The organism is Spiroplasma sp. AdecLV25b, assembly GCF_030913225.1.
Lineage (GTDB): Bacteria > Bacillota_I > Bacilli_A > Mycoplasmatales > VBWQ01 > Spiroplasma_E.
In genome coordinates this window covers 20,835-46,352 of sequence record NZ_JAQYTS010000001.1, presented here as the reverse complement: position 1 = coordinate 46,352, position 25,518 = coordinate 20,835, and the positions used below count along the sequence as shown (strand labels likewise).

The 25,518-nt window shown below is 26.8% G+C and carries 22 protein-coding genes and 1 pseudogene; 14 read left to right on the top strand and 9 right to left on the bottom strand.

Going from position 1 to position 25,518, the window contains the following annotated elements:
- Window positions 1–383: 383 nt before the first annotated feature.
- The 3 genes from RDJ14_RS00215 to RDJ14_RS00210 all read right to left on the bottom strand — a co-directional run bounded on the left by RDJ14_RS00215 (window position 384) and on the right by RDJ14_RS00210 (window position 1,646).
- A complete protein-coding gene (locus RDJ14_RS00215; RefSeq protein WP_308149355.1) occupies window positions 384–857 on the bottom strand; it encodes a hypothetical protein in 474 nt (157 codons plus the stop codon).
- Window positions 858–1,054: 197 nt separating this feature from the next.
- Window positions 1,055–1,195, bottom strand: a complete 141-nt coding sequence (locus RDJ14_RS05205) for a DNA methyltransferase (protein WP_374047450.1) — start codon at window positions 1,193–1,195, stop codon at window positions 1,055–1,057.
- A gap of 106 nt (window positions 1,196–1,301) precedes the next feature.
- Window positions 1,302–1,646 carry a hypothetical protein gene (locus RDJ14_RS00210; protein WP_308149354.1) on the bottom strand — a complete coding sequence of 115 codons (345 nt, stop codon included), beginning with the start codon at window positions 1,644–1,646 and terminating at the stop codon, window positions 1,302–1,304.
- Window positions 1,647–1,752: 106 nt separating this feature from the next.
- Between RDJ14_RS00210 and RDJ14_RS00205 the strand changes: the two genes are divergently transcribed.
- A complete protein-coding gene (locus tag RDJ14_RS00205; protein WP_308149353.1) occupies window positions 1,753–1,944 on the top strand; it encodes a hypothetical protein in 192 nt (63 codons plus the stop codon).
- A gap of 362 nt (window positions 1,945–2,306) precedes the next feature.
- Here RDJ14_RS00205 and RDJ14_RS00200 read toward each other — a convergent pair whose 3' ends face one another.
- Both RDJ14_RS00200 and def read right to left on the bottom strand, forming a co-directional pair.
- On the bottom strand, window positions 2,307–4,022 hold the full coding sequence (locus tag RDJ14_RS00200; protein WP_308149352.1) for a ribonuclease J: 1,716 nt from the start codon (window positions 4,020–4,022) through the stop codon (window positions 2,307–2,309).
- 167 nt (window positions 4,023–4,189) lie between these two features.
- Entirely contained in the window at window positions 4,190–4,780 is a 591-nt protein-coding gene (gene def, locus RDJ14_RS00195; protein ID WP_308149351.1) for a peptide deformylase, read from the bottom strand.
- Window positions 4,781–5,050: 270 nt separating this feature from the next.
- Here def and RDJ14_RS00190 point away from each other — a divergent pair, with 270 nt between their 5' ends.
- The 10 genes from RDJ14_RS00190 (at window position 5,051) to RDJ14_RS00145 (ending at window position 18,647) form a co-directional block, all read left to right on the top strand.
- Entirely contained in the window at window positions 5,051–5,539 is a 489-nt protein-coding gene (locus RDJ14_RS00190; RefSeq protein WP_308149350.1) for an RsmD family RNA methyltransferase, read from the top strand.
- A gap of 82 nt (window positions 5,540–5,621) precedes the next feature.
- Entirely contained in the window at window positions 5,622–6,197 is a 576-nt protein-coding gene (gene gmk, locus RDJ14_RS00185) for a guanylate kinase (protein WP_308149349.1), read from the top strand.
- Window positions 6,198–6,323: 126 nt separating this feature from the next.
- Window positions 6,324–7,310, top strand: coding sequence for an ankyrin repeat domain-containing protein (locus RDJ14_RS00180; protein ID WP_308149348.1), 987 nt, complete (start codon window positions 6,324–6,326; stop codon window positions 7,308–7,310).
- A gap of 250 nt (window positions 7,311–7,560) precedes the next feature.
- The gene (locus tag RDJ14_RS00175) at window positions 7,561–8,238 is read left to right on the top strand and encodes a DNA integrity scanning protein DisA nucleotide-binding domain protein (protein WP_308149347.1); all 678 of its coding nucleotides are present in this window, start codon (window positions 7,561–7,563) and stop codon (window positions 8,236–8,238) included.
- An 11-nt stretch (window positions 8,239–8,249) separates the two neighbouring features.
- Window positions 8,250–8,996: a type III pantothenate kinase gene (locus RDJ14_RS00170; protein ID WP_308149346.1), complete on the top strand. Its 747-nt coding sequence runs from the start codon at window positions 8,250–8,252 to the stop codon at window positions 8,994–8,996.
- A gap of 71 nt (window positions 8,997–9,067) precedes the next feature.
- Window positions 9,068–10,762 (top strand): hypothetical protein, encoded by a 1,695-nt coding sequence (locus RDJ14_RS00165; RefSeq protein WP_308149345.1) that lies wholly within the window; start codon window positions 9,068–9,070, stop codon window positions 10,760–10,762.
- A gap of 21 nt (window positions 10,763–10,783) precedes the next feature.
- Complete coding sequence (thiI, locus tag RDJ14_RS00160; protein WP_308149344.1) at window positions 10,784–11,962, top strand: tRNA uracil 4-sulfurtransferase ThiI; 1,179 nt, start codon at window positions 10,784–10,786, stop codon at window positions 11,960–11,962.
- Window positions 11,963–12,437: 475 nt separating this feature from the next.
- Window positions 12,438–13,247: a hypothetical protein gene (locus tag RDJ14_RS00155; protein ID WP_308149343.1), complete on the top strand. Its 810-nt coding sequence runs from the start codon at window positions 12,438–12,440 to the stop codon at window positions 13,245–13,247.
- 435 nt (window positions 13,248–13,682) lie between these two features.
- The gene (locus RDJ14_RS00150) at window positions 13,683–16,751 is read left to right on the top strand and encodes a DNA polymerase III subunit alpha (RefSeq protein ID WP_308149342.1); all 3,069 of its coding nucleotides are present in this window, start codon (window positions 13,683–13,685) and stop codon (window positions 16,749–16,751) included.
- Window positions 16,752–17,015: 264 nt separating this feature from the next.
- Window positions 17,016–18,647, top strand: a complete 1,632-nt coding sequence (locus RDJ14_RS00145; protein WP_308149341.1) for a hypothetical protein — start codon at window positions 17,016–17,018, stop codon at window positions 18,645–18,647.
- A 14-nt stretch (window positions 18,648–18,661) separates the two neighbouring features.
- Here RDJ14_RS00145 and udk read toward each other — a convergent pair.
- Window positions 18,662–19,284 (bottom strand): annotated as a pseudogene (gene udk / locus RDJ14_RS00140) (uridine kinase).
- An 11-nt stretch (window positions 19,285–19,295) separates the two neighbouring features.
- Window positions 19,296–19,727, bottom strand: coding sequence for a Holliday junction resolvase RuvX (gene ruvX, locus RDJ14_RS00130; protein WP_308149338.1), 432 nt, complete (start codon window positions 19,725–19,727; stop codon window positions 19,296–19,298).
- Window positions 19,728–20,096: 369 nt separating this feature from the next.
- On the opposite strand from ruvX, the gene RDJ14_RS00125 reads away from it, so the two are divergent.
- From RDJ14_RS00125 to RDJ14_RS00115, 3 genes are all read left to right on the top strand, one after another.
- Window positions 20,097–20,432, top strand: a complete 336-nt coding sequence (locus tag RDJ14_RS00125) for a hypothetical protein (RefSeq protein WP_308149337.1) — start codon at window positions 20,097–20,099, stop codon at window positions 20,430–20,432.
- 111 nt (window positions 20,433–20,543) lie between these two features.
- Window positions 20,544–22,982 (top strand): leucine--tRNA ligase, encoded by a 2,439-nt coding sequence (gene leuS / locus RDJ14_RS00120; protein ID WP_308149336.1) that lies wholly within the window; start codon window positions 20,544–20,546, stop codon window positions 22,980–22,982.
- A gap of 13 nt (window positions 22,983–22,995) precedes the next feature.
- Window positions 22,996–23,709, top strand: a complete 714-nt coding sequence (locus RDJ14_RS00115; protein WP_308149335.1) for a sugar phosphate nucleotidyltransferase — start codon at window positions 22,996–22,998, stop codon at window positions 23,707–23,709.
- Between the two features lie 3 nt (window positions 23,710–23,712).
- Here RDJ14_RS00115 and RDJ14_RS00110 read toward each other — a convergent pair whose 3' ends face one another.
- Together RDJ14_RS00110 and RDJ14_RS00105 are read right to left on the bottom strand one after the other, a co-directional pair.
- Window positions 23,713–24,069: a hypothetical protein gene (locus RDJ14_RS00110; RefSeq protein WP_308149334.1), complete on the bottom strand. Its 357-nt coding sequence runs from the start codon at window positions 24,067–24,069 to the stop codon at window positions 23,713–23,715.
- A gap of 137 nt (window positions 24,070–24,206) precedes the next feature.
- Window positions 24,207–25,466 (bottom strand): DEAD/DEAH box helicase, encoded by a 1,260-nt coding sequence (locus tag RDJ14_RS00105; protein WP_308149333.1) that lies wholly within the window; start codon window positions 25,464–25,466, stop codon window positions 24,207–24,209.
- Window positions 25,467–25,518 lie beyond the last annotated feature (52 nt).

The window sequence follows — 25,518 nt, the reverse complement described above, 5'->3', positions numbered from 1 at the left end:
ATAGTATTGAAACATATAAGAAAATGATTATCTTTAAATGTCAAGAAATTAATTTAAAACCATAATCTAATTTTTAAATTAAATCTTAAAAACTTATTAAATGTCTGTTTAGTAAGCATTTTTGTTATGGACTTGCATATACTAAACTATTGAAAATAATTATAGTATGCATTTTAATTGCAATTATTTATTATTAGGAGTATTATTAAATTACAATTACATAAAAATTCTTAATTATTTCTCGTCTAAATGATAATTAGACAATATTGAATAATTAATTCCGGATTTTTGTTACACTCCCATAAGAGTAACATTAAACATTGATTGGATAACAGATACTATTTTAAAAAAATGTAGTATAGGAAAAAATATAATTAGAAAAATTAATTCTTAGGTAAAAGAAGTGTTTGTATTTCTATTTTAACTTCATCTATTAGTAGTAATTGTTGAATAAAGTATTGAAAGTTTTGGTTTCCTTCTTTATTTCGTTCATTAGATATTTCTTCATAACTAATATTTACTAAATGACAAAATTCAGCACCAGTCATTATATGTTCTAAAGGTATTTTTTTCTTAAAACCATTAAAGATGTTTACTTTATTATTGTTATTAAAATTACACATAAAAATTTTTATTTTATAACTTATAACTTTTGATATTTCGTTTTGAAAATCCTTTAACTGTTGATATTCACCAGCAGCTTTTTTAGTGTCAAAAACTCAACCATCTTTTATTTCAATGATATTTAAAACATCACTTGTCTTTTGGATAATTAAAAAATCAGGTTCTTTTTTATTAGAAACACTAGATTTTTTTACTATTTTTTTAGGTATAATAAAAATTTCTTTATTTGGCAACTGACGTTTTAAAATTTGCTCAAATTGTAAAATATTATTAACAACTATGTTTTTTGCTTTTGCTAATATTATTGTTTCTAATTCAGTACCATTTGCAATAGAAGTAGCTTGTACTTTCGTTATCAGGTTACCTAATTTCTTATTGTTGAAAATTCTGTCATAAGCACCACTAGTACGTTGGTTTTTCTTTTCTATCTTTAATTAATGCCATTAGTTTCACTATCCTTGATATCACATCCAAGAAATGTTCTATTTTTAGTTATAGCAGAGTGTATAGTTGAAAAACTTCCAGCTGCTGGGTCTAAAATAATATCACCTTCATTAGTAACAGCAGTAATAAGTTCAGCTTGTAAAGCTAATGGTTTTTGATGAGGATGAAATTTATCATTGATTTTTTCAGATCAAAAATCTCTAATATTTCTAGTTTTTCATATATCTTTGGCTCTAATGGGTGGTTTTTTGTAATATTAACAAGTATTCAGTTTGTTTTCTAGTTCTATATCCCATTCCCATTCGTACTTTATCTCAAACAATCATATCAACAATTACTAACCCTGTTTCGTTAATTCATGGTTGGATACCTTGGCATAAATGAAATTTATCAATTCATAAGAATAAATGCCCTGTTTCCATTAATACATTATCAATTTTTTTAATGAAACTAATAATAGTTTCATCATTCATTTGTTCTAATTTAGCACGCTTAATTTGCCGTTTACCTTTATTACCATAAGATAATTTATCTAATACTCCGCGATATTGTGGGTCAAAGAATACTGCTGGAATCATTCAAGAATATTTTTTTAGATTTTATGAAATTATTCAACTACGTTATAACTTTATTTCAAAGGGTTAATTTTTGGTTTATATTTTATTTAGAAAGGGGGTAGTTAGAATGACAAAAATAATGTTTAAGTTTAAAGGTCAATGAATAAATAAAATTAATTTACTTTTTGTTGAAGTATTTAATGATAATAATATCACGTTCCATTATGCTTCTGGAACTAATAAAGAGTTAACATTAGGTGACTTCACGCAAGAAGACTTTAAAGAACTTGACAAACTTATGCAAGAAATTAATTCATAAACTTCAAATAAAAAATTTATTCGTACCAGTGATAGTTTTTAAAGTTTTTTTATTTTATGTTTTATACTTTTGTAGGAAGGAGGTGTTAATGAATAAAACTCATATGTTGAAATGACTTCTGATAATTGTTGCATTACTTGATTTGTAAAATAAAACGCAACAACTATCATTAGCTTCAACAGAAGCAGATTTAAAAACTCTAAATGTAACTTTAATAAAAGTTGGAATTTAAAAAAACTTAATCCTAAAATCCCATTATCCTAAAAGCTAATAATAAATAATTCTTTTTCATAAAACTTAATCCTTAATCTAAAAAATAAAAACTAGTATTTCTCCTATCAAATACTAGTTTTTAATATAGTTTATTTTTTATTTAAAATAACAGGAATAATTAGTGGATTTCTTCTTTTTTTCTTAAAGATAAAAGGTGCTAAAGTTGATTTAACAGCATTTTTAATAGTACCAAAAGTTGGACGTTCACTTTTTAATACTTCATTAATAGCTTTTGTTACTAATGAAATAGCTTCAGATACTAATGGTGCAGCATCCCGAACATAGAATGAACCGCGAGAAATAAAAGTAGGTGGTGCTAATAATTTATTATTTTGTGAATCAATTGATATGACAATGGCAATTAATCCATCTTTAGATAAAATTTGACGGTCGCGAATGACAGCAGCAGTAGTTACTCCTGACATATCTTTACCACCATCAACATAAATGGGATCAGCAGGAATTCGTTTATCACTTAAATGACATTTACCCATATCCATAATAATTGGATCACCATTAGCACAAATAAAGACATTTTCTTCAGGCATACCAATAGAAACTGCAGTTTCTTTATGAACCTTTAACATACGATAGTCACCATGCATAGGCATAAAGTAAGAAGGTTTAATTAAGTTTAACATTAATTTTTGTTCTTCTTGTGAAGCATGTCCTGAAGTATGCAGTCAGTTTAATGGTGAGTTTTCTTCAACAATAGCACTAAGTCTTGTTAGTTTATTTACTACTCGTTCCACATCAGCACGATTACCAGGAATAGCAGATGAAGAGAAAATAACAGTATCACCGGCTACAACTTTAATTTGATGGTGCTCACGGTTAGCAATTCTTGAAAGGACTGCCATTGGTTCTCCTTGCGAACCAGTACAAATAATAACAATTTGGTTATTATCATATTTTTTGATTTCTTCTGGTTTGATAAAAGAACTATCACGGACTTTTAAATGTCCCATTTGTCGAATGACAGTAACAATTCGTTCTAAACTTCTTCCCACAACAATAACTTTACGATTATGTTTAGTAGCAACTTCAATAATTTGTTGTAAACGGTGGATGTTAGAAGCAAAAGTAGAAATTAAGATACGACCTTTGGCTTTGACAAATAGTTCACTAATTCGTTTTACTACTAGCATTTCTGTCATAGTATAACCAGGGACTTCAGCATTAGTAGAGTCAGCTAAAAATAAAGTTACTCCTTTTTGTCCCATCTGTGCCATTTTATCAATGTCGGCTTTGTGACCTAATGGTGTCCAGTCAAATTTATAGTCACCAGTAGTGACAACAGTTCCATTAGAGTTTTCCACACAAATTCCATAAGCATCAGGAATGGAATGGTTAACAGCAAAGAAACTAATAATAAAACGGTTAGTTTTAATTTTACTTGTTCCATCTACTACTTCGATTCTTACTTTTGATTTAACACCTTTATCTTTAAGTTTATAACGAATTATAGCAGCAGCTAAATTGGGAGCATAAATTACTGGAATATCATTAATTTCTTTTAATAAATAAGGAATCCCACCAATGTGGTCTTCATGACCATGAGTAATAAAAATTCCTTTAATTTTATGTCTGTTTTCTTTTAAATAACTATAGTCAGGAATCACAGCTTCAATTCCTGGCATAGTAGCATCGGCAAATTTTACTCCAGCATCAATAATAATTATTTCTTCACCTTGTTCAATAACATAAGTGTTTTTTCCAACTTCTTCTAAACCACCAAGTGCATAGATTTTAGTTATTTCTTTTTTAGGCGATGGTGGAGTAGGTTTAATAAGTGCTTCAGTCATTTTTATTCCTCCTCTTTTGTATAGAGTTCTTTCTTTTTAAATATTTATTAGTATACAAGCAAATAATAAACCAAAATAAAAATAGTAATGAGCTTAATATTTATATGTTCATTAAGTTAAATTATAATTAAAGTAAAATTTTAATAAAGTTAAATTATTGTCCTACCTTATATAATAATCCATTCTTCGTTACTATGTCAAGGATTTTCCTTATTAATATGGTGATAAAACAGTTTCCCTTCTAAATGGTCTTGCTCGTGTTGAAAAACAATAGCTTCATACCCTCGTATTGTTAAATTAACTTTTTTATTTTTCAAGTAATCAAAACCAGTAACTTTGATTTTATAACTGCGGGGTACTAATCCTTCATGATGTTTGGTAGTAACACTTAGGCATCCTTCACCTTTTTTTAAAGCAGCAATTTGCTCACTACGACCAATAATCTTCGGATTAATTAAAGCATGTTCATAGTAAGTAATAGTTCCATCTTTATTTGAAATTGGTAGTAATATATAGTACATATTAACATTTTTCCCAATTTGTGGGGCAGCAATTCCGATGGCTTCTATTATGACATTGTTGGCATTAAATTCATCATCTTGTGATGCTTTTACTCAATCAATCATTTTTTTCATAATATCTTTATCGTTATTAGTTAACGGTAAAACAACTTCAGTACAAGTGTCTAACAATGTTTTAGTAGTATCTTGTGTTATTCATGAACTATCTGGTTTTTCGTTTTGTAATAGTTTTAACATTTTACTCCCCTTCATTATCTTTCCATTTTTCTTTTCACATTATAAACTAAACTTGATTTTATCAAATTTAATGATAAAGTTATTATAAACGAAAATTTATTAATTTTGCAGAAAAGTAGTGATAGGTCAATTTGTGCTGTTACACCACATTTATATAGTGAATTTTAACTAATTTTTGTTGATTAATTGCATTGATTATTAATATAAAGAATGCTTTATCATGTATCACTTTACTTTTGTTATAAATTAAAACGAAAATTAGGAGAAAATATGAAAATTATTGCTGGAAAATTAAAGGGTAAAAAATTAGTAACATTAGATGGACTAGATACCAGACCAACGCTTAATAGAATTAAAGAAAATATTTTTAATATTATGACTAATTATTGTGACTTTGATAATAAAATTGTGGTTGATTTATTTACGGGAAGTGGTAATTTAGTTATTGAAAGTTTATCGCGTGGTGCTAAATTTGCTTATGCCAATGATATTAATATTGCTGCTTATAAAATTATTAAACAAAATTTATTAGCTTGTAATTTACAAAATGATAGTAAATTAACTAATTTAGATTACCAAACATTTAGCAAAACTTTAAATAGTAAGTGTGATATTTTATTGATTGATCCCCCATTTGCTAATATTACTTGTCAACAGTGAATTCTTGATTATTTTGTCAATAATGATTTATTAAATGATAATGCGATTATTATGCTAGAAACTAATGTGCCACTTGATAATTTACAATTAAATTTCTAATTTAAAGTATTATCTAATAAAAAATACGGTAAAATATATATTAAAATAATTCAATTTTGTGAAAATAGAAAGTAGATAATCCATGTTGCATAAAAAAGGAAAGTTAATTATTTTATCTGGTCCAAGTGGTGTTGGAAAAGGAGCAATAATTAGCAAACTCTTTGAAAATAAAAAATTAAATTTAGCCTATTCAGTGTCCATGACAACAAGACAACCACGTAATAAAGAGCAAGATGGTATTAATTATTTTTTTGTTGATAAAACAACGTTTATGAAGAATATTGAAAAAAATGATTTTTTAGAGTACACCAATTTTATTGGTAATTATTATGGTACTAGCAAGAGTTATGTTTTAAATTTACAAAATCAAGGATATAATGTGATTTTAGAAATTGAAGTTGATGGGGCAAGTCAAGTTTTAAAAAATTATGAACATCGTAAGGATATTATGAGTATTTTTATTATGCCTCCTTCATATCAAGCATTAGAACAAAGAATTAGGATGCGTGCTAGTGAGTCTGATGAAATTATTGAGAAGCGTTTGAATAAAGCTAAAGAAGAGTTTAAAGTGCAACATCAGTATGATTATGTTGTTGTTAATGATGATTTAGAAGTAGCAGTATGTGAAATAACTGAAATTATTAAAAAAAATATTTAGTTTAGAATAATATTAGTGTTATAATTTGCATATCTTAATATCAGTTGTGAAAACCTTTTGAAAATTATAAAATTTTCAAAAGGTTTCTTTTATTAAGAAATTGAATTTTAAAAGGAGAACAGAAAAATGAATGCTGAATTAAAATTAGCTGTTAAAAATAATGATTTAGAAAAAGTTAGATCATTGTTAATTGCAGATACTGTTATTAATGTTGCAGATAATAGTGTTGAAGTGGTTTTACATGTTGCTGAAAAAAAATTCAAAATTGATATTTTATTAAAATTCGTTGACATTGATGTTAATGTACAAAACTTTACTGAGCTAATGATTCCTACTAATCCTGCTGTTTTAACTGTTTTAGTACTAGTTGCTGTTGCAAAGGGTCATAAAGACGTAGTTGAATTTTTATTAAATCATGGCGCCACTGTTAATGGTGATGCTTTAATAGTTGCTGATAGAAATAATTATTTAAAAATAAAAAAAATATTAAAACAATTTTTAGAGGTTAAAAATTGAATAAGCACCAATAAAGAAAGTCTTGTTAAAGAAATTAGCGATACTTCGCATGAAATTAATAGTGATAATTTATCAAAAGAACAAAAGATAATAGAGTTGTTAAAAATTTTTCAAGATAAAATAGAAAAAAATGAATTAAATCCAAAGATTGTAACCTTTCTAAAAAAAGAATTTATTAATAGTTTAACTGATTTAACAAAATTTAAACAAAAACAAACTACTTTAGCAGAATTAAATGAAAAAATTAATAATTTTCAATCAAATTTTCAACAAGAAAAACAAGTTCTAAGGAAATGATGGTATTGACCACTTAAATTTATTACATGTGGAATGTGAGAAAGTGAAGCAATTAGACAACTTAATGACAAATATAATGAATTAAAACAAAAATCTACAGAATTAAAAGTTGAAATTGAATCATTAAAAACTATCTGTTCCTTAATTAATGGTAAGAAATCACAGTCTCTAAATGATTTAAATGAGGATAATATAGATTCTTCTTTTACTAAAGACTTCCAATCATCTGAAGTTAATAACTTTAATGAAACAAGCTTATCAAAACAAACTTTACCTTCAATATCACCAAGCACTTTATAAAAAAATAAAAATTCACACCAACATCAGTGTGAACTTTATTTTTGTTAGACATTTATTTACGACGATATTTGTAAGCCATAATAGCACCAATTCAAACAAAACTAACTAAAATAGGTACTCATAGTTATAACCTACTAACCAACAAAACCTTTATTTACAATTAATTTATGATAAAAATATCATAAATTAATTTTTTATCTTATAATTATAGTAACAAACTTATTTTTAGCAAGGCACGGTGTTATAGTCAATGTTTACAAATATATTTATTAATCTAGCAGCAGTAGTTACTCCTTATAATAAAACACTAATTGAAGAAATTGGAATTTTATTTGGCGTAACAATTGCATTATTATTGATAATCTTAATTTTACTAGTAATGTTTATTTTTATTCGCGGTAAAAAAACATGATGAACAACAAGAACTAAATCATATATGAAATTACTAGCAACTTCAGAAAAAAGAATGCTAGCCAGCGTCTTATCAGAAGCAATTATTAAACTTGCAGAAGAAAAGATAGGTGCTTTAGTAACTATTGAGCGTAATGTCTCATTAAATGAATATACAGACCTAGGTGTTAAAATTGATGGCGAAGTAACATCACAGCTATTACAATCAATCTTTATTAAAGATTCACCACTCCATGATGGAGCAGTTATTATTCGTTTAGGTCGTATTGAATGTGCTTCTACTTACTTTCCACTAACTAATAAAAAAATATCTTCGCAATTTGGTTCTCGTCACCGTGCTGCCATTGGGATTTCTGAACAAACAGATGCTGTTTCTGTGATTGTCAGTGAAACAACAGGGGCAGTTTCAATTGCTCGTAGTGGTAAATTTTTGCAAATTGAAAACCTAAATAACTTAGTTCGTACCTTATATGATGAATTAGCATCAACTAAAGAAATGGCACAACAATTACAATAATGAAAACCTTATTGATAGATATTGGTAACACCTTAATTAAAATTGCCACTGTTGATGATGACAAAATCATTAACCAATGGCCAGTAATTGTCACTAAAGGTAAAGATACTAAAATGTTACTAACAACAGCATTTAAAACTCATCATAAATTAATCATTGACAATGCCATCATTAGTTGTGTTGTTCCTAGTTGTTTACCATTACTTAAAGCATTAGTAAAAACAACTTTTCATTGTCAACCAGTAATCCTTAACTACCAATTAATTGCTCACATTCCATTAAAAATTAAATTAAATAATCCACAATTAGGTAGTGACCTAATGGCACTAGCTATTGGTGCTACTGCTAAATATGAAAGTGCTATTGTCATTAGTTTAGGTACAGCCACTACTTATACTATTATTAAAAATAATACTTTAGCAGGAGTTATCATTGGTCCAGGAATTAGTGCTAGTAAAAATGCCCTAATTGCTAATGCTGCACTGCTTAGTGATTTTAAAATAGAACATTATGCTTCCATGTTAGGAACAACGACATTGCATGCGTTATCAATTGGTTATGGTTATGGTTTTAATACTATGATTAAAGGAATCATTAATCAAATTAATCAAGAGCTACAAATGACACTTCCTGTTATTGTTACTGGTGGTGGGGTTGCAGAAATAAAATCATACTTTGATTTCAACTACAATGATGAACCACAAGTTTTACTAAATGGTTTATTTATTATTTCACAACATCTCCTAGCAAATAAATAATAAAATATAAGATACTACTAATATGTAATAATTTTAACAAAGGTAATGCAGAGAAGAGAGAGGCAAACAAAATGTTAAAGGTAATAGATATTAATAATTTAAGTGTGGCAAAAATTATAACTATTACCGTTATGATTTTACTTTGTCTTGTTATTATCCTTTTAGCATGTTTTTTATTGTTATTAAGTAATTATAAAAATAAACAATTTTCCACTTTTAAAAATCTTCAATATATCCAAAATGTTAATATTAAAGAACGCTTAATTCGAATTAAACAAATGGTTGTTACTAATGAACAGTATGCTCCCATGTTAGGGATTTGAATTAGTCGTTATCATCTGTTTTTAAAAAAAGATTTAAAAAATCTGTTTAAAAATTATCAACAAACAATTAAATTACAAAAAAATAAACAATATTGAAAAGCAGCTAAATTAATGAAAAAAGTTTACCATCGCAGTAAAACTTTAAAACATCAAATGCAATTATTAACGACAGAAATTGATTACTTTATTAGTATTGACCAATTGTTACGTGAATATCAATTATTTTTCAAACAAAACTTTAATTATTTACAAGACCAAACGGTTAAAATTACTTTACAAAATAATTTAAATGAAGAACAACTACAAGCAGTAATTAAAATTATTAATGATATGTTTAATCAATTAGAATTAGTTATTAGTGATGCTAACTTACCAAAAACAATTAGTTTATTAGGAGAAATTGCGCTTGCTGTCGTTACGTTAGCAGAAATCATTGCTAATTTACCAAAGCTTAATTATCTAGTTAATGATGAAATTAAAGAAAAAATGATTACTTTAAAAGCTAAATGTCAAACTACTAACATTGATGATAGTTTATTATTACAATTTCAAGAATTTGAAGTTGTGATTAAAGAACAATTAAAATTAACAATTAATCAAATTAATAATTTACAATATAAAAAAGCTAAAATTCAAGTTAGTGAAATTTTAGAAAAAATTGCTATTTTTAATAGTGAGATTAATAAAGAACAAACGTTTTATAAAATTTTTAAACAAAATTATACTCATTTTTTAACAATTAATTTTAATTTCAATGAAATATATGCCGATATTAATCGTCAAATTATTGCTATTACTAAAACACAACAAGTAGTTTTTAATCATGAAAAGGTTCAAGATTTAGCAACTATTATTAACAAACAATTATCTAGTTTTAATCATTTTGATAATTTATTAATTGTTGAAAGCCAAAAAACAATTAAAAGCACTAGTTATCATCAATTATTGATGATATTAAATGAATTATTTGAACACAGTATCCTTGTCTTTAATAGTTTAAGGGAGTATAATAAGTTGTTAAACCAACAAAATAAACCCAAAATTAAATTCGAGATTATTATTAATAAAATTAATTCTATGATGTTGCAAATTGATACTATTTTAAATAATATAAACTATTACTATTTAATTGAAAAGTATGATGAAAATTTTATGGTATTACAACAATTAATTAATGATACGATTGTTAAATTTAAAATTAGTGATGTTAATAATCAATCATTATTAGTGTTTAATGATATACAAAATAAAATTTTTCAATTGTATACATCAATTAAAATGGAAATTACTATTCATAAATTATCACACGCTACCTTAGTATTTGCTAATCGTCATCGTGCTATTAATTTTCAAATAAAATCAAAATTTGATGATATTGAAACCAATATGCACAACAATCATCATCACCAAGCATTAACATTATTATTGCAATTAATGGAATAAAATAACAAAAGAGGACTATCAATGATACCAATTATTATCATTCGCTATGGCGAGTTAACAACTAAAAGTAAAAATCGTATTGATTTTATTAAACAATTAAAAACCAATATTAAAATTATTTTACAAGATTTTAAAGATATTAAAATTGTTCATTTTCATGACCGCATGGAAATTACTGATTTAGATTTAGCCCTAACATCACCAATTATTAATATCTTAACAAAAGTATTTGGTATTAGTTCACTATCTGCTGCTTTTAGAATTGAAAAAGATATTGCGCAATTAAAAACTAAAGTTCTGGAATTAGTAAATCAACAAGATAGAGAGAATTTCAAAACCTTTAAACTATTTGTCACTCGTAGTGATAAAACTTTCAAAATGAGTTCTGATGAAATTACAAGAGTTATTGCTCCTATCATTTTATATAAAACGTCATTAACCGTTGATGTAACTAATCCTGATTTAAAAATTAATATTAAAATTAATCAAAATGATATTTATTTAGTTGCTAATAAAATTAATGGTGCTGGGGGATTTCCTGTTGGTAGTTCGGGGAAAGTAGTGTTATTACTAAGTGGTGGTATTGATTCACCAGTGGCAGCTTATAAATTAATGAAACGTGGTTTACAAGTTCAGTATTTACATTTTGCGACACCACCTTTTACGTTACCTGCTGCGTTAAAGAAAGTTCAAAAATTAGTAGAAATCTTAGCACCGTATAATGCTGGTAGTAAAGAATTATATATTTGTAATTTCACTAATTTACAAAATGAAATTAGCCATATTAAAAAAGAAAGTTATCGTATTACACTAATGCGCCGCATGTTTGTTCGCATTGCCAATATCTTTGCTGAACAACATAACTTTCCTGCTTTAGCAACAGGTGAAGCTATTGGTCAAGTAGCATCGCAAACTTTAGCAAGTATTAATGTGATTAATAATGTTGCTGCCTTACCAATTTTACGTAGTTTAATTACTGAAGATAAAGTTGATATTATTAACTTTGCTAAGAAAATTGGTACATATGAAACATCGATTTTACCATTTGCTGATTGCTGTTCTTTGTTTGTTCCTAAGAATCCAGTGACACAACCAAAATTATACGAATGTGAAAATTTAGAAAACCAATTAAAACAATTAATTGATTGAGAACAACTTGTTTTTGATACTGTTGAAAGCATTGAAAAATTAGAAATGTAGCTATATTTTTGATAAAAATGGAAGGACATACAATATGACCAAAATTGAAAACTGTCAAAGGAAAAATGGTATTCAAAGTGGGGATATTAGTTAATACAATTGTTGATTCTATTTCAAAATTAAAGGATATAAATGATAAAATTATTACAGTATTTATTTTTGGTGCGGCATAAGTTACCTAAGTTTACTCCAAATAATTTTCAATCTGTAATATAATTAAAATAATTAATACAGAAGGAGTAAAACATGAAATATAAAGTTTATTCAAGTGAAATAAAACTAGCAGTTGTTAATAAATTAGTAGTAACAGTAGGATAAATAACGAAATTATTAATTATTTAATTTAGAATAATATTAAGTGTTATAATTTATATATCTTAATATAAGTTGCTAAAACTCCTGAGAATTTTATAGTTTTCTAAAGGGTTTTTAATTTTTATTAAGGAGAAAGTATAAATACCAAAAGGAATAAAAAATGAAAGACTCTGACATAAAAGTAATATATAATGAATGACAAAAACTGTACCCTGAATATAAATCAAAATTAAAAATTGTTATCTCATATGAGAAAAAGAAAGTTGAACAACTATTAGTAGATACTAAAACATCTAGTAATAAAATAGACAATAAATGTGTTAAAGCAGAAGAAAAAGTTCGAGTAGTAGACAGGAAAATATGGAACGTTATATGAAATGAATATAAAAAACAAAATGGTATTACTGATAATATATGCAATGAAGTGTTTTACAATGAATGATGTGAACAAATAATGGAAAAAATTTATAGTATTAAACCTAAATTAAAAAGTAGTATTTTTTTAATTGATATTATTACAACTTCATTTGTTGATATAAGTAGAGATGAAAGTTTTAAAAAAGACAGTAATTGAGAGAAGGGTAATACCAATAACACAAGTAATGAATGTGAGTCACAAATAAAAGAATATAGTGGAACTTGAACTCAAATTTTTGAGTTCAAGTATTATCAAAATAAAGCAAAAAACTTAGAAGCAGAGAAATTAGGAAAATTTTTAAATATATTTTTATTATTTTTTAGTTTAGATTGTTATAATCATAATCAAAGAAAAGATAGAGCAATAAATAAAATTAAAGAGAAAATAGAAAAATTGCCAAAAAATGTTAAATTACCAACTTCAACTTTATCAACAGCAGTTAAATCTACAACACGAAGTAACAATGATTACATAAAAACAATGGCAAATACAGAATGTAATAGTAGTTCTTCTGACAATACTGTTAAAAATTCTACCCCTTCTCTTTCCTAATTAAAATGAACTCTATATTATTGGTTATGGAAGCAAGTTAATGCAAATAATTGAAATCAATCCTTATAATATAGCAATTACATTATCTTTAAATAATTTTTTAGAAATGAAAAACACTATTACAACTTTAGAAAAACAAAATCATGACTTATTAGATTAAAATAAAAACTTACAAGAAAAAAACTTAAAATTAAAAGATCAATTCAAAATTATTAAGGATAAGAGATTTTAAATCTGCATTTCTTTATACCTTGTACTTATTTATGATAAATATTTTTTTCGATTTATTAATTTGTATGTCATCTTCATTTTTAATTACGTCTAATCCCAAGAATTATTGAACTAAAAATTTTAACTTAAGAAACCCTAATACCTTAATTTAATGTTAAAATTAATATGAATATTAATAAAACATATTAGAATGTAGGGAAAAATATGAAATATGCTGTTAATTTAAATGTTCGTTCTAACTGCTCATTCTTATCATCAACCATTAAAATTTCAGAATATATTGCCTTTGCTAAAAAAAATAATATTAAAACACTATCACTAGTTGATAGAAACATGCTTTATGGTGCCTATGATTTTTATTCTACTTGTGTTGAAAATGATATTCAACCATTAATTGGTTTAAATTGTACTTGAGAAAATATTAATATCAAAGTAGACTTAACACTAATGGCTACAAACTACTCTGGTTACCAAAAACTTATGACTATTTCGACAATTATTAGTACTAATAATGGAACAATTAATAATGAAATAGTACAAAGATACTTGACTGCAGGTCGCGAAATTATTGTTATTATTCATGCTGATAAACAAAATGTCCGCTATATTAAAAATATTTATGATATTTTAAATGCTTCTGGCCATCAATTAATTTATTTTGGATTAGTACCCTCTGATATGGTTAATATTGAATTACTAAAAGGGATTACCAAAAATATTATTCCCATTGATTTAGTTTTATATTTAGAAGAAAACCAACATAGTACTTATCAAATCTTAAAAGCAATTAAAGAACAAAAACAATTAAAACCAAAAGATTTAGTTAAAAGTAAGGAATTTATTTTTAAAACTCAAGACCAATTACATAAAGAATATCCCATTGAAATTATCGAAAACATTGAAAAATTAGTTTTAATGTGTGATATTAAATTTCCTAAAACTAATCTTATTACTAAAGAATTAAATTTGCCTAATTTTCCTTGTCCTAGTGGTTTAACTAGTCCTGTATATTTACAAGAATTGTGTAAACAAGGGTTAGAAAAACGATTCCAAAGTCAAGAAATTTCACAAGTATATGTAAAACGAATTTTATATGAACTACAAGTTATTAATGAAATGGGTTTTGCTGATTATTTTTTAATTGTCAATGATTATGTTAAATTTGCTAAAAATCAAAATATTATGGTGGGACCAGGAAGAGGTAGTGTTGCTGGTAGTTTAGTAGCATATGTCCTTGGAATATCTGATGTTGATCCTATTGTTTATAATTTAATTTTTGAACGTTTTTTAAATCCCCAACGAATTTCATTACCAGATATTGATATTGATTTTGAAGATACAAGACGTGATGAAATAATTGAATATATTCGTCAAAAATATGGACAAGAACATGTGGCATATATTGTTACATTTCAAACTATTGCCAGCAAAATGGCCATTCGCGACTTAGGTCGTGTCTTTCAAATTAGTATGGATGACATTAATGAAATGAGTAAACTTGTTCTAATCCAATATAATTTTGACATTGAAGCTGCGATTAAGAATTCTGCTAAACTACAATGATATGTTAGTAAATACCCGTTATTATTTACATTAACCAAAAGAATTCTTGGGTTTCCTCGTCAAACAAGTACCCATGCTGCAGGAATTATTATTGCTAAAACACCATTAGTTGACACTGTTCCTTTACAACTAGGTTTTAATGGGATATATCAAACGCAATTTCCTATGCAAACTGTTGCTAACCTAGGACTAGTAAAAATGGATATTTTAGGGTTACGTAATTTAACAATTTTACAAGATATTTTAAAACAAGTAAGTGAACACTATTCTATTAATTTAAATTTATCAAAAATTCCGTTAAATGATGAAAGAACGTTTACTATTATTAAAAATGGTGATACTAGTGGTATTTTTCAACTAGAATCTCCTGGTATGCGTCAAATTCTAATCGCAATGCAAACTAATAGTTTCGAAGACATTATTGCAGCTTCATCGTTATTTCGTCCTGGACCACAAGACTATATTCAAGATTATATTAATTGTAAATTAGGCAAGAGTAAACCTAATTATGTTCATCCCGACTTAATTCCTTTTTTACAATCAACATATGGGATTGTTATTTATCAAGAACAAATTTTATTAATTTTACAAAAGATTGCTGGTTACTCACTAGCCAAAGCTGATTTAATTCGTCGTGCCATTGGAAAAAAAGATGATGCTAGTATGAAAGCACAAGCTTCTGAATTTATGAAGAGTGCTACTGCTCGCGGTTATCAACACAAAGTTATTAAACAAATTTGAGATGATATTGCTAAATTTGCCGGTTATGGTTTTAATCGTTCCCATGCTGTTGCCTATTCTTTAATTAGCTATTATTTAGTGTACTTAAAAGCTAATTATCCATTACCATTTATGGTTTGTTTACTAAGCAGTGTTATTGGTAATGACCAAAAAATGTTGCAATACTTAAATGAATGTCAAAAATATAACATTAAAATCTTACCACCTTCAGTGCAGTATTCAGGTGTTGATTTTCTAATTGATGTTAATAACCAGGCTATTCGTTATAGTTTACAAGCTATTAAACAAATGAGTCAAGGTGCATGTAGTTTAATTATTAAAGATCGTAATAATTATGGACTTTATCGTGACTTCTTTAACTTTTGTGCCCGAGTTATTTTCATTGGTTTAAATCGTAAAAATATTGAATTCTTAATAGCTGCTGGTGCCTTTGATGATTTAGAACAAAATCGAACAATGTTATTAATAAATTTAAATGCCGCCTTAGAATATGCTAATATAGCGCAAATCAAAGATGAAACAACACAGAAAACTATTCTTAACTTTAATTTAATTTCCAAACCAATAATGTTGCAACGAGAAGACGATTGAAATAATAATAGTATTAATGAACATCGTGCCTTAGGAGTATATTTAAAATATAATCCAAAAACATTATGGCAACAACAATTAGACGTTAATAATAAAGCTGTTGATTTAGTAGACCTTAATAAATATGTTAATCAATATGTACGAGTATATGGAATTATTATTAATATTAAAACAATATTAACTAAAAATCAAAAACTAATGGCATTTTTAGAATTACAAAATGAAAATACGGTTGTTGCAGTTACTGTATTTCATAAACTCTATCAAATTTATCAAGAATATTTCCAAATCAATAAAGTAATTTTAATGGAAGCAAAAGTTGAAATTTATCAAGGAAAATTGCATTTGGTATTAGTAAGAGTAATAAGTAAAATTTAATGTCATATGAAAGCAAGTAATGAGATAATTTTTCAAATATTTTTTATACTAAAATATACTCGAAAATTATTTTTTCTTAAAATATAGTTGCAACTATTAAGTTTATATTTTATAATTACAACATATATTTAGACTTTTAGTGTGCAAATTTAGGGAAAATGATAGGTTTAGAAATTAAAGGAGGTTTATTTATAATTAAAACTATTTTCTCATTATTAAACAAGTTGTAAATATAAATTAGTTTTTATGGAGGAATATAAGGATATGAATTTAAAAAAATTATTAATGTTAGTTGCAGGAACCGTGTTAGTTGTTCCAACAACCTTATCAGTTGTTGCATGTAATGATCCTGTTCAATTAAAGAAAATTGATAGTGTTATTACTACCAAAGAATTACAAGAAATTGTTGTTCCAAGTAGTGATCAGAGTGATAAACCGTCAGCAACTGAAGTATTGATTGCTATTAATACAGTAGACAAAATTAGTTTAACAGATAAAGATGTTGAAATTACTAATATTACTATTACTGGTGCTGATATTAAAGGAATTGGTAATTATGATGGAACTACTAACGTAACTTTCACAACTAAAGTAGAGAAAAATCTTGATGCTTTAATTAAAACTAAAGAACTTGGACCAATTACAGTTCCAAGCTCAAGTACACAACCGACAGATAAAGATGTTTTAGTTGCTATTAATAGTGTTAATAAAGATCTTAATTTAACAGAGCAAGATGTAAAAATTACTATTAAAGATGATAAGAATGCTACAGTTGAAGGAATTGGTAACTTTGATGGTAGTACAACTGTAACATTTACAACTAATGTTAAACAAAATATTGATAAAATTATTACTACCAAGGAATTAAAAGAAATTGTTGTTCCCAGTAGTGATAAGAGTGATAAACCGTCAGTAGCTGAAGTAATGGATGCTATTAATAAAGTAAATAGTTTAAGTTTAACAGATAAGGATGTAACTATTGCAAATATTACTACTACTGGTGCTGATGTTGCAGGAATTGGTAAATATGATGAAACTACTAAGGTAACATTTACAACTAAAGTAGAAAAAAATATTGATGCTTTAATTAAAACTAAAGAGCTTGGAACTGTAATTGGTCCAAGCTCAAGTACACAACCGACAGATAAAGATGTTTTAGTTGCTATTAATAGTGTTAATAAAGATCTTAATTTAACAGAGCAAGATGTAAAAATTACTATTAAAGATGATAAGAATGCCACAGTTGTGGGAATTGGTAACTTTGATGGTAGTACAACTGTAACATTTACAACTTCAAAAGAGAAAGTTGATATTAAAACTGTTATTCAAAATACAGTTCTTGGCGACATTATTACTACAGATAGTAAGCCATCAGTAGCTGAAGTAATGAATGCTATTGATAAAGTAGACAAAATTAATTTAACAAATAAAGATGTTGAAATTACTAATATTACTATTACTAGTGCTGATGTTGCAGGAATTGGTAAATATGATGGAACTACTAACGTAACTTTCACAACTGTTAAACAATATTCAGATTCTGAAATTCAAGATGCAATTAAAAATGCTATTACTGAAGAAAATTCATTACCACTTTCTATTAAGAAAACTGAAAATTATAATACTGCTGTTCAGGAATTAACAGATATCTTTAAAAAAGATAATGATAAATTGCTTTCTGCTTTACTATCTAAAGATATGCAAAAACAATTTGATGTTAAAAAACTAGGTTTCTACGATCAAGTTTATAACACACCAAAAAATGCAGATTATGTTGAAAATGGTTTCTTTAAATACCCTAAAACTAATGTAAAAGTTTATTTCTATATTGCGTATAATGCAACTGGTGATAGTGGCATTTTTATACCTATTGGTTTAACAATAACAAATAAATAATCTTTTAACTATATTTATTTAATAATTGATTTAATTTTAGTAACAATGATATCAATTGCCACACTATTATGAAAATCAAAAGGAATAATAATATCAGCATACCTTTTTGTTGGTTCAACAAAAGCATCATGCATAGGTTTTACTGTTAAAGCATATTGTTGTAAAACACTATCAAGACTACGATTACGGAAACTAACATCTCGCTTAATTCGTCGTAACAATCTTGTATCACTATCAGTATCAACAAAAATTTTAATAGTTGATAATTTACGAAGAATAGCATTCTCTAAAGCAAAAATCCCATCAAGAATAACAACATCACCAGGACCAATGACTTTTGTTCCTTTACTGCGCGTATTAATTGTAAAGTCATAAATAGGTTCTTCAATAGCATTACCAAGTAATAATTGTTCTAAATCATGAATTAATAATTCCATATCAAAAGCATCAGGATGGTCAAAATTAGTACGTTTTCGTTCTTCAAGTGTCAGTTTACTTAAATCATGATAGTAGTTATCCATTTCGATAAAAACAACATTTTTTTATCACAAGCTTCACCAATTTTTTCAGCAACCGTACTTTTTCCAGAAGCACTACCACCAGCGATGGTGATTAAATTAATTTTTTTGTTTTTCATTTCTATTTCACCTAAACTATTTGTTGATTTATTTTGTCAAAATAAGATTGTAAAATAATTGCTGCTGCTAGTTGGTCTTTAACTATTTTTCGCTTGTTGCGTGACACGTCAGCTTTAATCAATATTTGTTGCGAAGAGTATGTTGTTCTTCTTTCATCTTGTAAGACAATATTTAGTTTATCATTATTTTGTTGTGATTTAAATGTTTCAATAAACTTGTTTACAGTTTGCGCACTAGCACCAATTGAACCGTCCATATTCAAAGGATAACCAAAAACAAGAGTATCAGGCTGATATTCCTTTATTACAGTGTTTAGTTGTGCTATGGCATCATTAAAGTCATGTTCATAGAAACGTAAAGTTTTTCAACTAAAAGCAATTTTTCCTTCACCACGAGCAAGACCTAATGTTTTACTGCCTAAATCAATGCCTAAATATTTCATAATTTAATTATACGCAATATTTAAAAGTAAAGTTAAACTTTACAAAAAATAGATTCCTGTGGTTCAAAGTGCAATATTATTTTATGAAATTATCCTTTTATTGAATAACTCTATTTACTATTTATAACAATATCGATAATTGAGGCAATAGGAACATTAATTATTTCTATAGGTATTAAAGAAATAATTGTTAGTTTAATAAATAAAAAAGAAGATATTTTAGTTAATAATGAATTAAAAAAAAGTATTTTAAACAAATTTATAAGTATAAGTACAACAGAATTATTAAATCAATATTTAAATACTTATATTTTTTATAAAAATATTCCTGAAGATGTATTTAAATATTTAGATGGCTTAGTATATTTAATGCAAATAGAAAATAAATTTTCTATATCTAGTAATTTAATTAAAGTTAATGCTAAACAAAAAAGAAAACTCGAAAAAGCATTGGCTAAAGCAAAAGAAATTGAACCTTTGTTTCAAAGATTAAATATATTATTTAATATCATTAAAAATGAAGATTTACAAAATGAATTATTTATAAAATTAGTTAATGATTTTGATGAATATGGTAATAAAATAACAGAAAATCAAGAAAATAATAATAAAATTATTAATGAATTTATTGATAAATCTACGAAAGATAAAATTAAAGAACTGATTATAAGCAATAATAATCAATTAGAATATGTTTACAAATAAGACCTTCTCATATTTTATTTCTTTACAATAAAAAAATTGCATCTTATTAATTCATTATGGTATTATGGTTAATATGATGTTTTGACACTATCAATTTAAAGGAGTAATACCATGGATTATAATCATCAAAAAATTGAAAAAAAATGACAAAAATATTGGTTACAAAATCAAACTTTCAAAACCTATCTTGATGATACTAGTAAACCCAAAGCTTATCTACTTGATATGTTTCCTTATCCTTCTGGTTCTGGTTTACATGTTGGCCATCCCAAAGGGTATTGTGCCACTGACGTTATAGCACGAGTTAAAATGATGAATGGTTACAATGTATTACATCCCATTGGATGAGATGCTTTTGGATTACCTGCTGAACAATATGCTTTAAATACTGGTCATGATCCAAAAACTTTTACTTTACAAAATATTAATAATTTTCGCAAACAATTACAAAGTATTGGTTTAAGTTTTGATTATAATAAAGAAGTAAATACAACTGAACCCCAATATTACCGTTGAACACAATGAATTTTCATTAAACTTTATGAAAAGGGTCTTGCTCAATTAAAAGATGTAGAAGTTAACTTCTGCTCAGAATTAGGAACAGTCTTAGCTAATGAAGAAATATTAAATGTTGATGGTAAAATGGTTTCAGAACGTGGTAATTTTCCGGTTATTAAAAAACCCATGCGCCAATGAGTTTTTAAAATTACTAAATATGCTGAACAATTATTACAAGGTTTAGATACTCTTGATTGACCACATAGTGTTAAAGAATTACAAAAGAATTGAATTGGCAAAAGTGTAGGGACCCTAGTTGATTTTCAAGTAGAAAATACTAAACATAAAATTACAGTATTTACATCACGTGTTGATACTATTTTTGGTGTTTCATTTTTAGTCATTGCTCCTGAACATCCATTAGTTCATGATTTAACGACAAGTGAGTACAGCAATGAAGTTACTAAGTATTGTCGAAACGCCCAAAGTAAAACTGATTTAATGCGTCAAAGTGAAGATACTTCAAAAACAGGCGTCTTTACGGGTAGTTACGTTATTCACCCCTTAACAAAAATTAAAATCCCAGTATGGGTAGGAAATTACGTTTTAAACCATTATGGCTCTGGTGCCATTATGGGAGTTCCTGCTCATGATGCTCGTGATTTTTTATTTGCACAAACTAAAAAATTACCGATTACATTTATTATGAAAACCACTGATACAACTCATCCTTTTACGGGTACTAGTGAATATATTAATTCTGATTTTATTAATGGTAAAAATATAACGGAAGCTACTAAATTAATTGTTGATAAATTAATAAAATTAAAACAAGGTAAATCCCATACTGCTTATAAACTATGTGATTGATTATTTTCTCGCCAACGTTATTGAGGTGAACCATTTCCGATTATTCATTGAGCAGATGGGACTATTAGCACTGTGTCAGAACACGAGTTACCAGTATTATTGCCAAAAATGGCCAATATTAAGCCATCAAATGATGGTAGTGCTCCTTTAATTAAAGCAAGTAAATCATGATTACATGTGACAAGAACAGATGGTGTTACAGGTATGAGAGAAGTTAATACGATGCCACAATGAGCAGGTAGTTGTTGATATTATTTAGCTTATATAATGAAAAATGATGATGGTACTTATGCTGATTTTGATAGTAATGTTGCTAAGAACAGGTTTAAACATTGATTACCAGTTGATTTATATATTGGTGGCCAAGAGCATGCTGTTTTACATTTAATGTATGCTCGATTTTGACATTTAGTGTTATATGATTTAGGATTAGTACCAACTTCAGAACCGTTTTTAAAACTAGTAAATCAAGGTATGATTCTTGGTGAAAACAATGAAAAGATGTCGAAATCACGGGGTAATGTTGTTAATCCAGATGATATTATTAATGAATATGGTGCTGATACATTACGTCTTTATGAAATGTTTATGGGACCTTTAACAGCATCGTTACCATGATTAGCTAGTGGCCTTGTTGGTAGTCATAAATTTTTAACTCGTGTTTATCGTTTGTTCACTGATAGTGAATACCAAAGTAAAATTAGTAGTACTAATGATATGACATTAGATACTATTTATCATCAAACTGTGAAAAAGGTTACTTGTGACATTAATGATTTAAGTTTTAATACCGCTATTGCCCAGTTAATGATTTTTATTAATGCTTGTTACAAAGCAAGCAGTATTTATCAAGAATATTTATTTAATTTCTTAAAATTATTAAATCCATTTGCTCCACATTTAAGTGAAGAATTATGGGAACTTACAGGTAATAAAACAAGCATTAATCATAGTAAGTTTCCTACGTATAATGAAAAGTTTTTAGTGGCTAAAACAGTTACTGTTGCTATTCAAATTAATGGTAAAACTAAACATACTTGTCAATTACCAGTTGATTTATCGCAAGCAGATGTTGTAAAAATCGTTACTAGTAATGAGAAAATTAAACCATGATTAAACGACAAAACAATAATTAAAACTATTTTCGTTATGAATAAAATTATTAATTTTGTTATTAAGTAAAAGGAGTATTTTAATGAAAGTTGCTATTATTTTTGCTGCGGGAAGTGGTACGAGATTACGCCCATTAACTCACGAGATTCATAAATCATTAATTAAATTTAATGATGTACCATTAATTGAACATACGATTAATAATTTATTGCAAGTACCCGAGTTGACAAAAATTATTGTAATTACTGGTTACTTAGCAAATGATTTTAAATATTTAACTATTAAATATTCTAATTTAACTTTAGTTCATAATAAGTATTATTTAGATTATGATAGTGGTTATGCTTTGAAATTAGTAGCAAAGTATTTTGATGGTAATAGTGATATTTTTATTATTTCTGGTGATATGGTTAGTACGATTAATCACTTTAATCATGAGTTTGATACTAATGTGATGGTTGGTGTTACTCGTGATGATAATGATAAAAAAGATGATTGAACTTATGAATTAAGTAGTGATGGTAATATTATTGATATTATTAAGTCGCATGATGCTAATAGTTTATTAGCAGGTGAGTGATCATATGTTAATAAATTATGAGCAAAAAAACTTGGTCAAGATTTACATGATCCTGAGCAAGTTTTAGTGTTGAAAACAACAATGGTTGGTAAGTATTTAATTAATAATAGTATAAAACATCATATGATATTAAAATCTTATGTTTTAGATTTTAATAGTCATTGGGATATTGATAATATTAAAGATTTAGAGCGTACTAATAAGTATTTTAAATAGAGGTTATGCTGTTAGTGTTGGTGGTTGATTATTATTATTAGCTTGTTCTTGTTCTGCTTGAGTACATGATTGAGCAAGAGTTGTATCAGTTTTTTCTTCTTTATTTTCCACATTTAATTTTATAGGTGGTTTTTTTTCAATTGATTCTTTTTTTGATGGGTATAAATAATTAAAAGGCTTTACTATAAAAAAATTATAAATTGGCAAACAAAAAATTTGTACTAAAAATTTTAAAAATCAATTTTTTTGGTTTGATTTTGGTGAAGAAATTTTTTTTTCTTGCTCTTCATTAGTTAATTTATTAAGCAACTCTTTGTTTGGTTGTTGTTCTTGTGGTTTTTGTTGTGTTCCATCTGCCATATTGTTTCACTACTCCTTAATATTTAAATAAAATTAGGCTCTGATTATTAATAAAATAATAAGTAGAACTTAATGGTGTTATATAATTTAGTTTAGTATGCTCAAAGTATAGCATACTTTTATTTTAATTAAAAGATTTAGTAACGGTCTTTTTTTCTTCAATTAGAGTTACCATTGTTACTACGTGAGAAATCATTTCTTCCTCTGTCTCCTCTATCACGTGATAGGAAACTTGGTTTTTGCGTAGCAGGTGCTAAAACAATGTTTTTTGGTAATTCTCAATCAGCGCTATTAAATAATTTAATATCATGTTTTTGATAGTATTGAATATCTTGAAGTTCATTGTATTGTGTTCTGTTGCTTACTAATGTAATAGCAGTTCCTTTGGCACCAGCACGGGCAGTACGTCCAATACGGTGTGTATAATATTCATGTTCACGAGGGATATCATAGTTAAATATGTAATCGATTCCGTTAACATCAATTCCACGAGCAACAACGTCAGTAGCAATTAAGACTTTAACAGTTCCATTTTTGAATTGACGCATTGCTTCTAAACGTTCTCTTTGACTTTTATCACCATTAATAACTGCAGATTGAATACCATTATCAGAAAGTACTTTCGCAATTCGTGCAGTGAAGGCTTTAGTATTTGAAAAGACAATACTTAACTCTGGCTTTAGATTTTGGTATAAAGCAACTAAAGCAGTTTCTTTATTTGTATTACGACAGTCAAAGTAGAATTGACTAATATTTTCTTGTTGTAGTTTTGATGATTCATCTTCAACACTGATACTTACTGGATTGTTTTGGTAGTCATCAGCAATTTTTAAAACTGGTTTTGACATAGTAGCTGAGAAAAGCACAGTTTGAATATCAGTTGGTGAGTTTTCAAATAAGAAATCAATATCTTTTTTGAATCCCATTTTTAACATTTCATCAGCTTCATCTAAAACAATGGTTTTGATAGTGTTTAAACGTAAACTTCCACGGTTAATGTGGTCAGTAATACGGCCTGGTGTTCCCACAACAATATTACTTGTTCTTAAATCATATAATTGATTTCTGATGTTAGCTCCTCCACATAGTAAAGCGACATTTACACCATTTAAAAAGTAGGCATATTTCTTTACTTGTTTAGCAACTTGAATGGCAAGTTCTCTTGTTGGACAAACGATGATTGCTTGGTTACGGTATAATTTAAGATCTAAATTATGTAAGATTGGTAAAACAAAAGCAGCGGTTTTTCCAGTTCCAGTGTGACTTTTTCCAATGATATCTTTATTTTGTAAAGAAACAGGAATTGTTTTCTTTTGAATTGCCGTTGGAGTTGTGTACCCTCATTTAGCAATGGCTGCTGTTAGTTCTTGTTTTAAGTTTAGTTCTGTAAAACTCATATATTTTTTTCTCCTTAAAAAGTAAATTTTGGATAAATTTAGAAAAGACAGT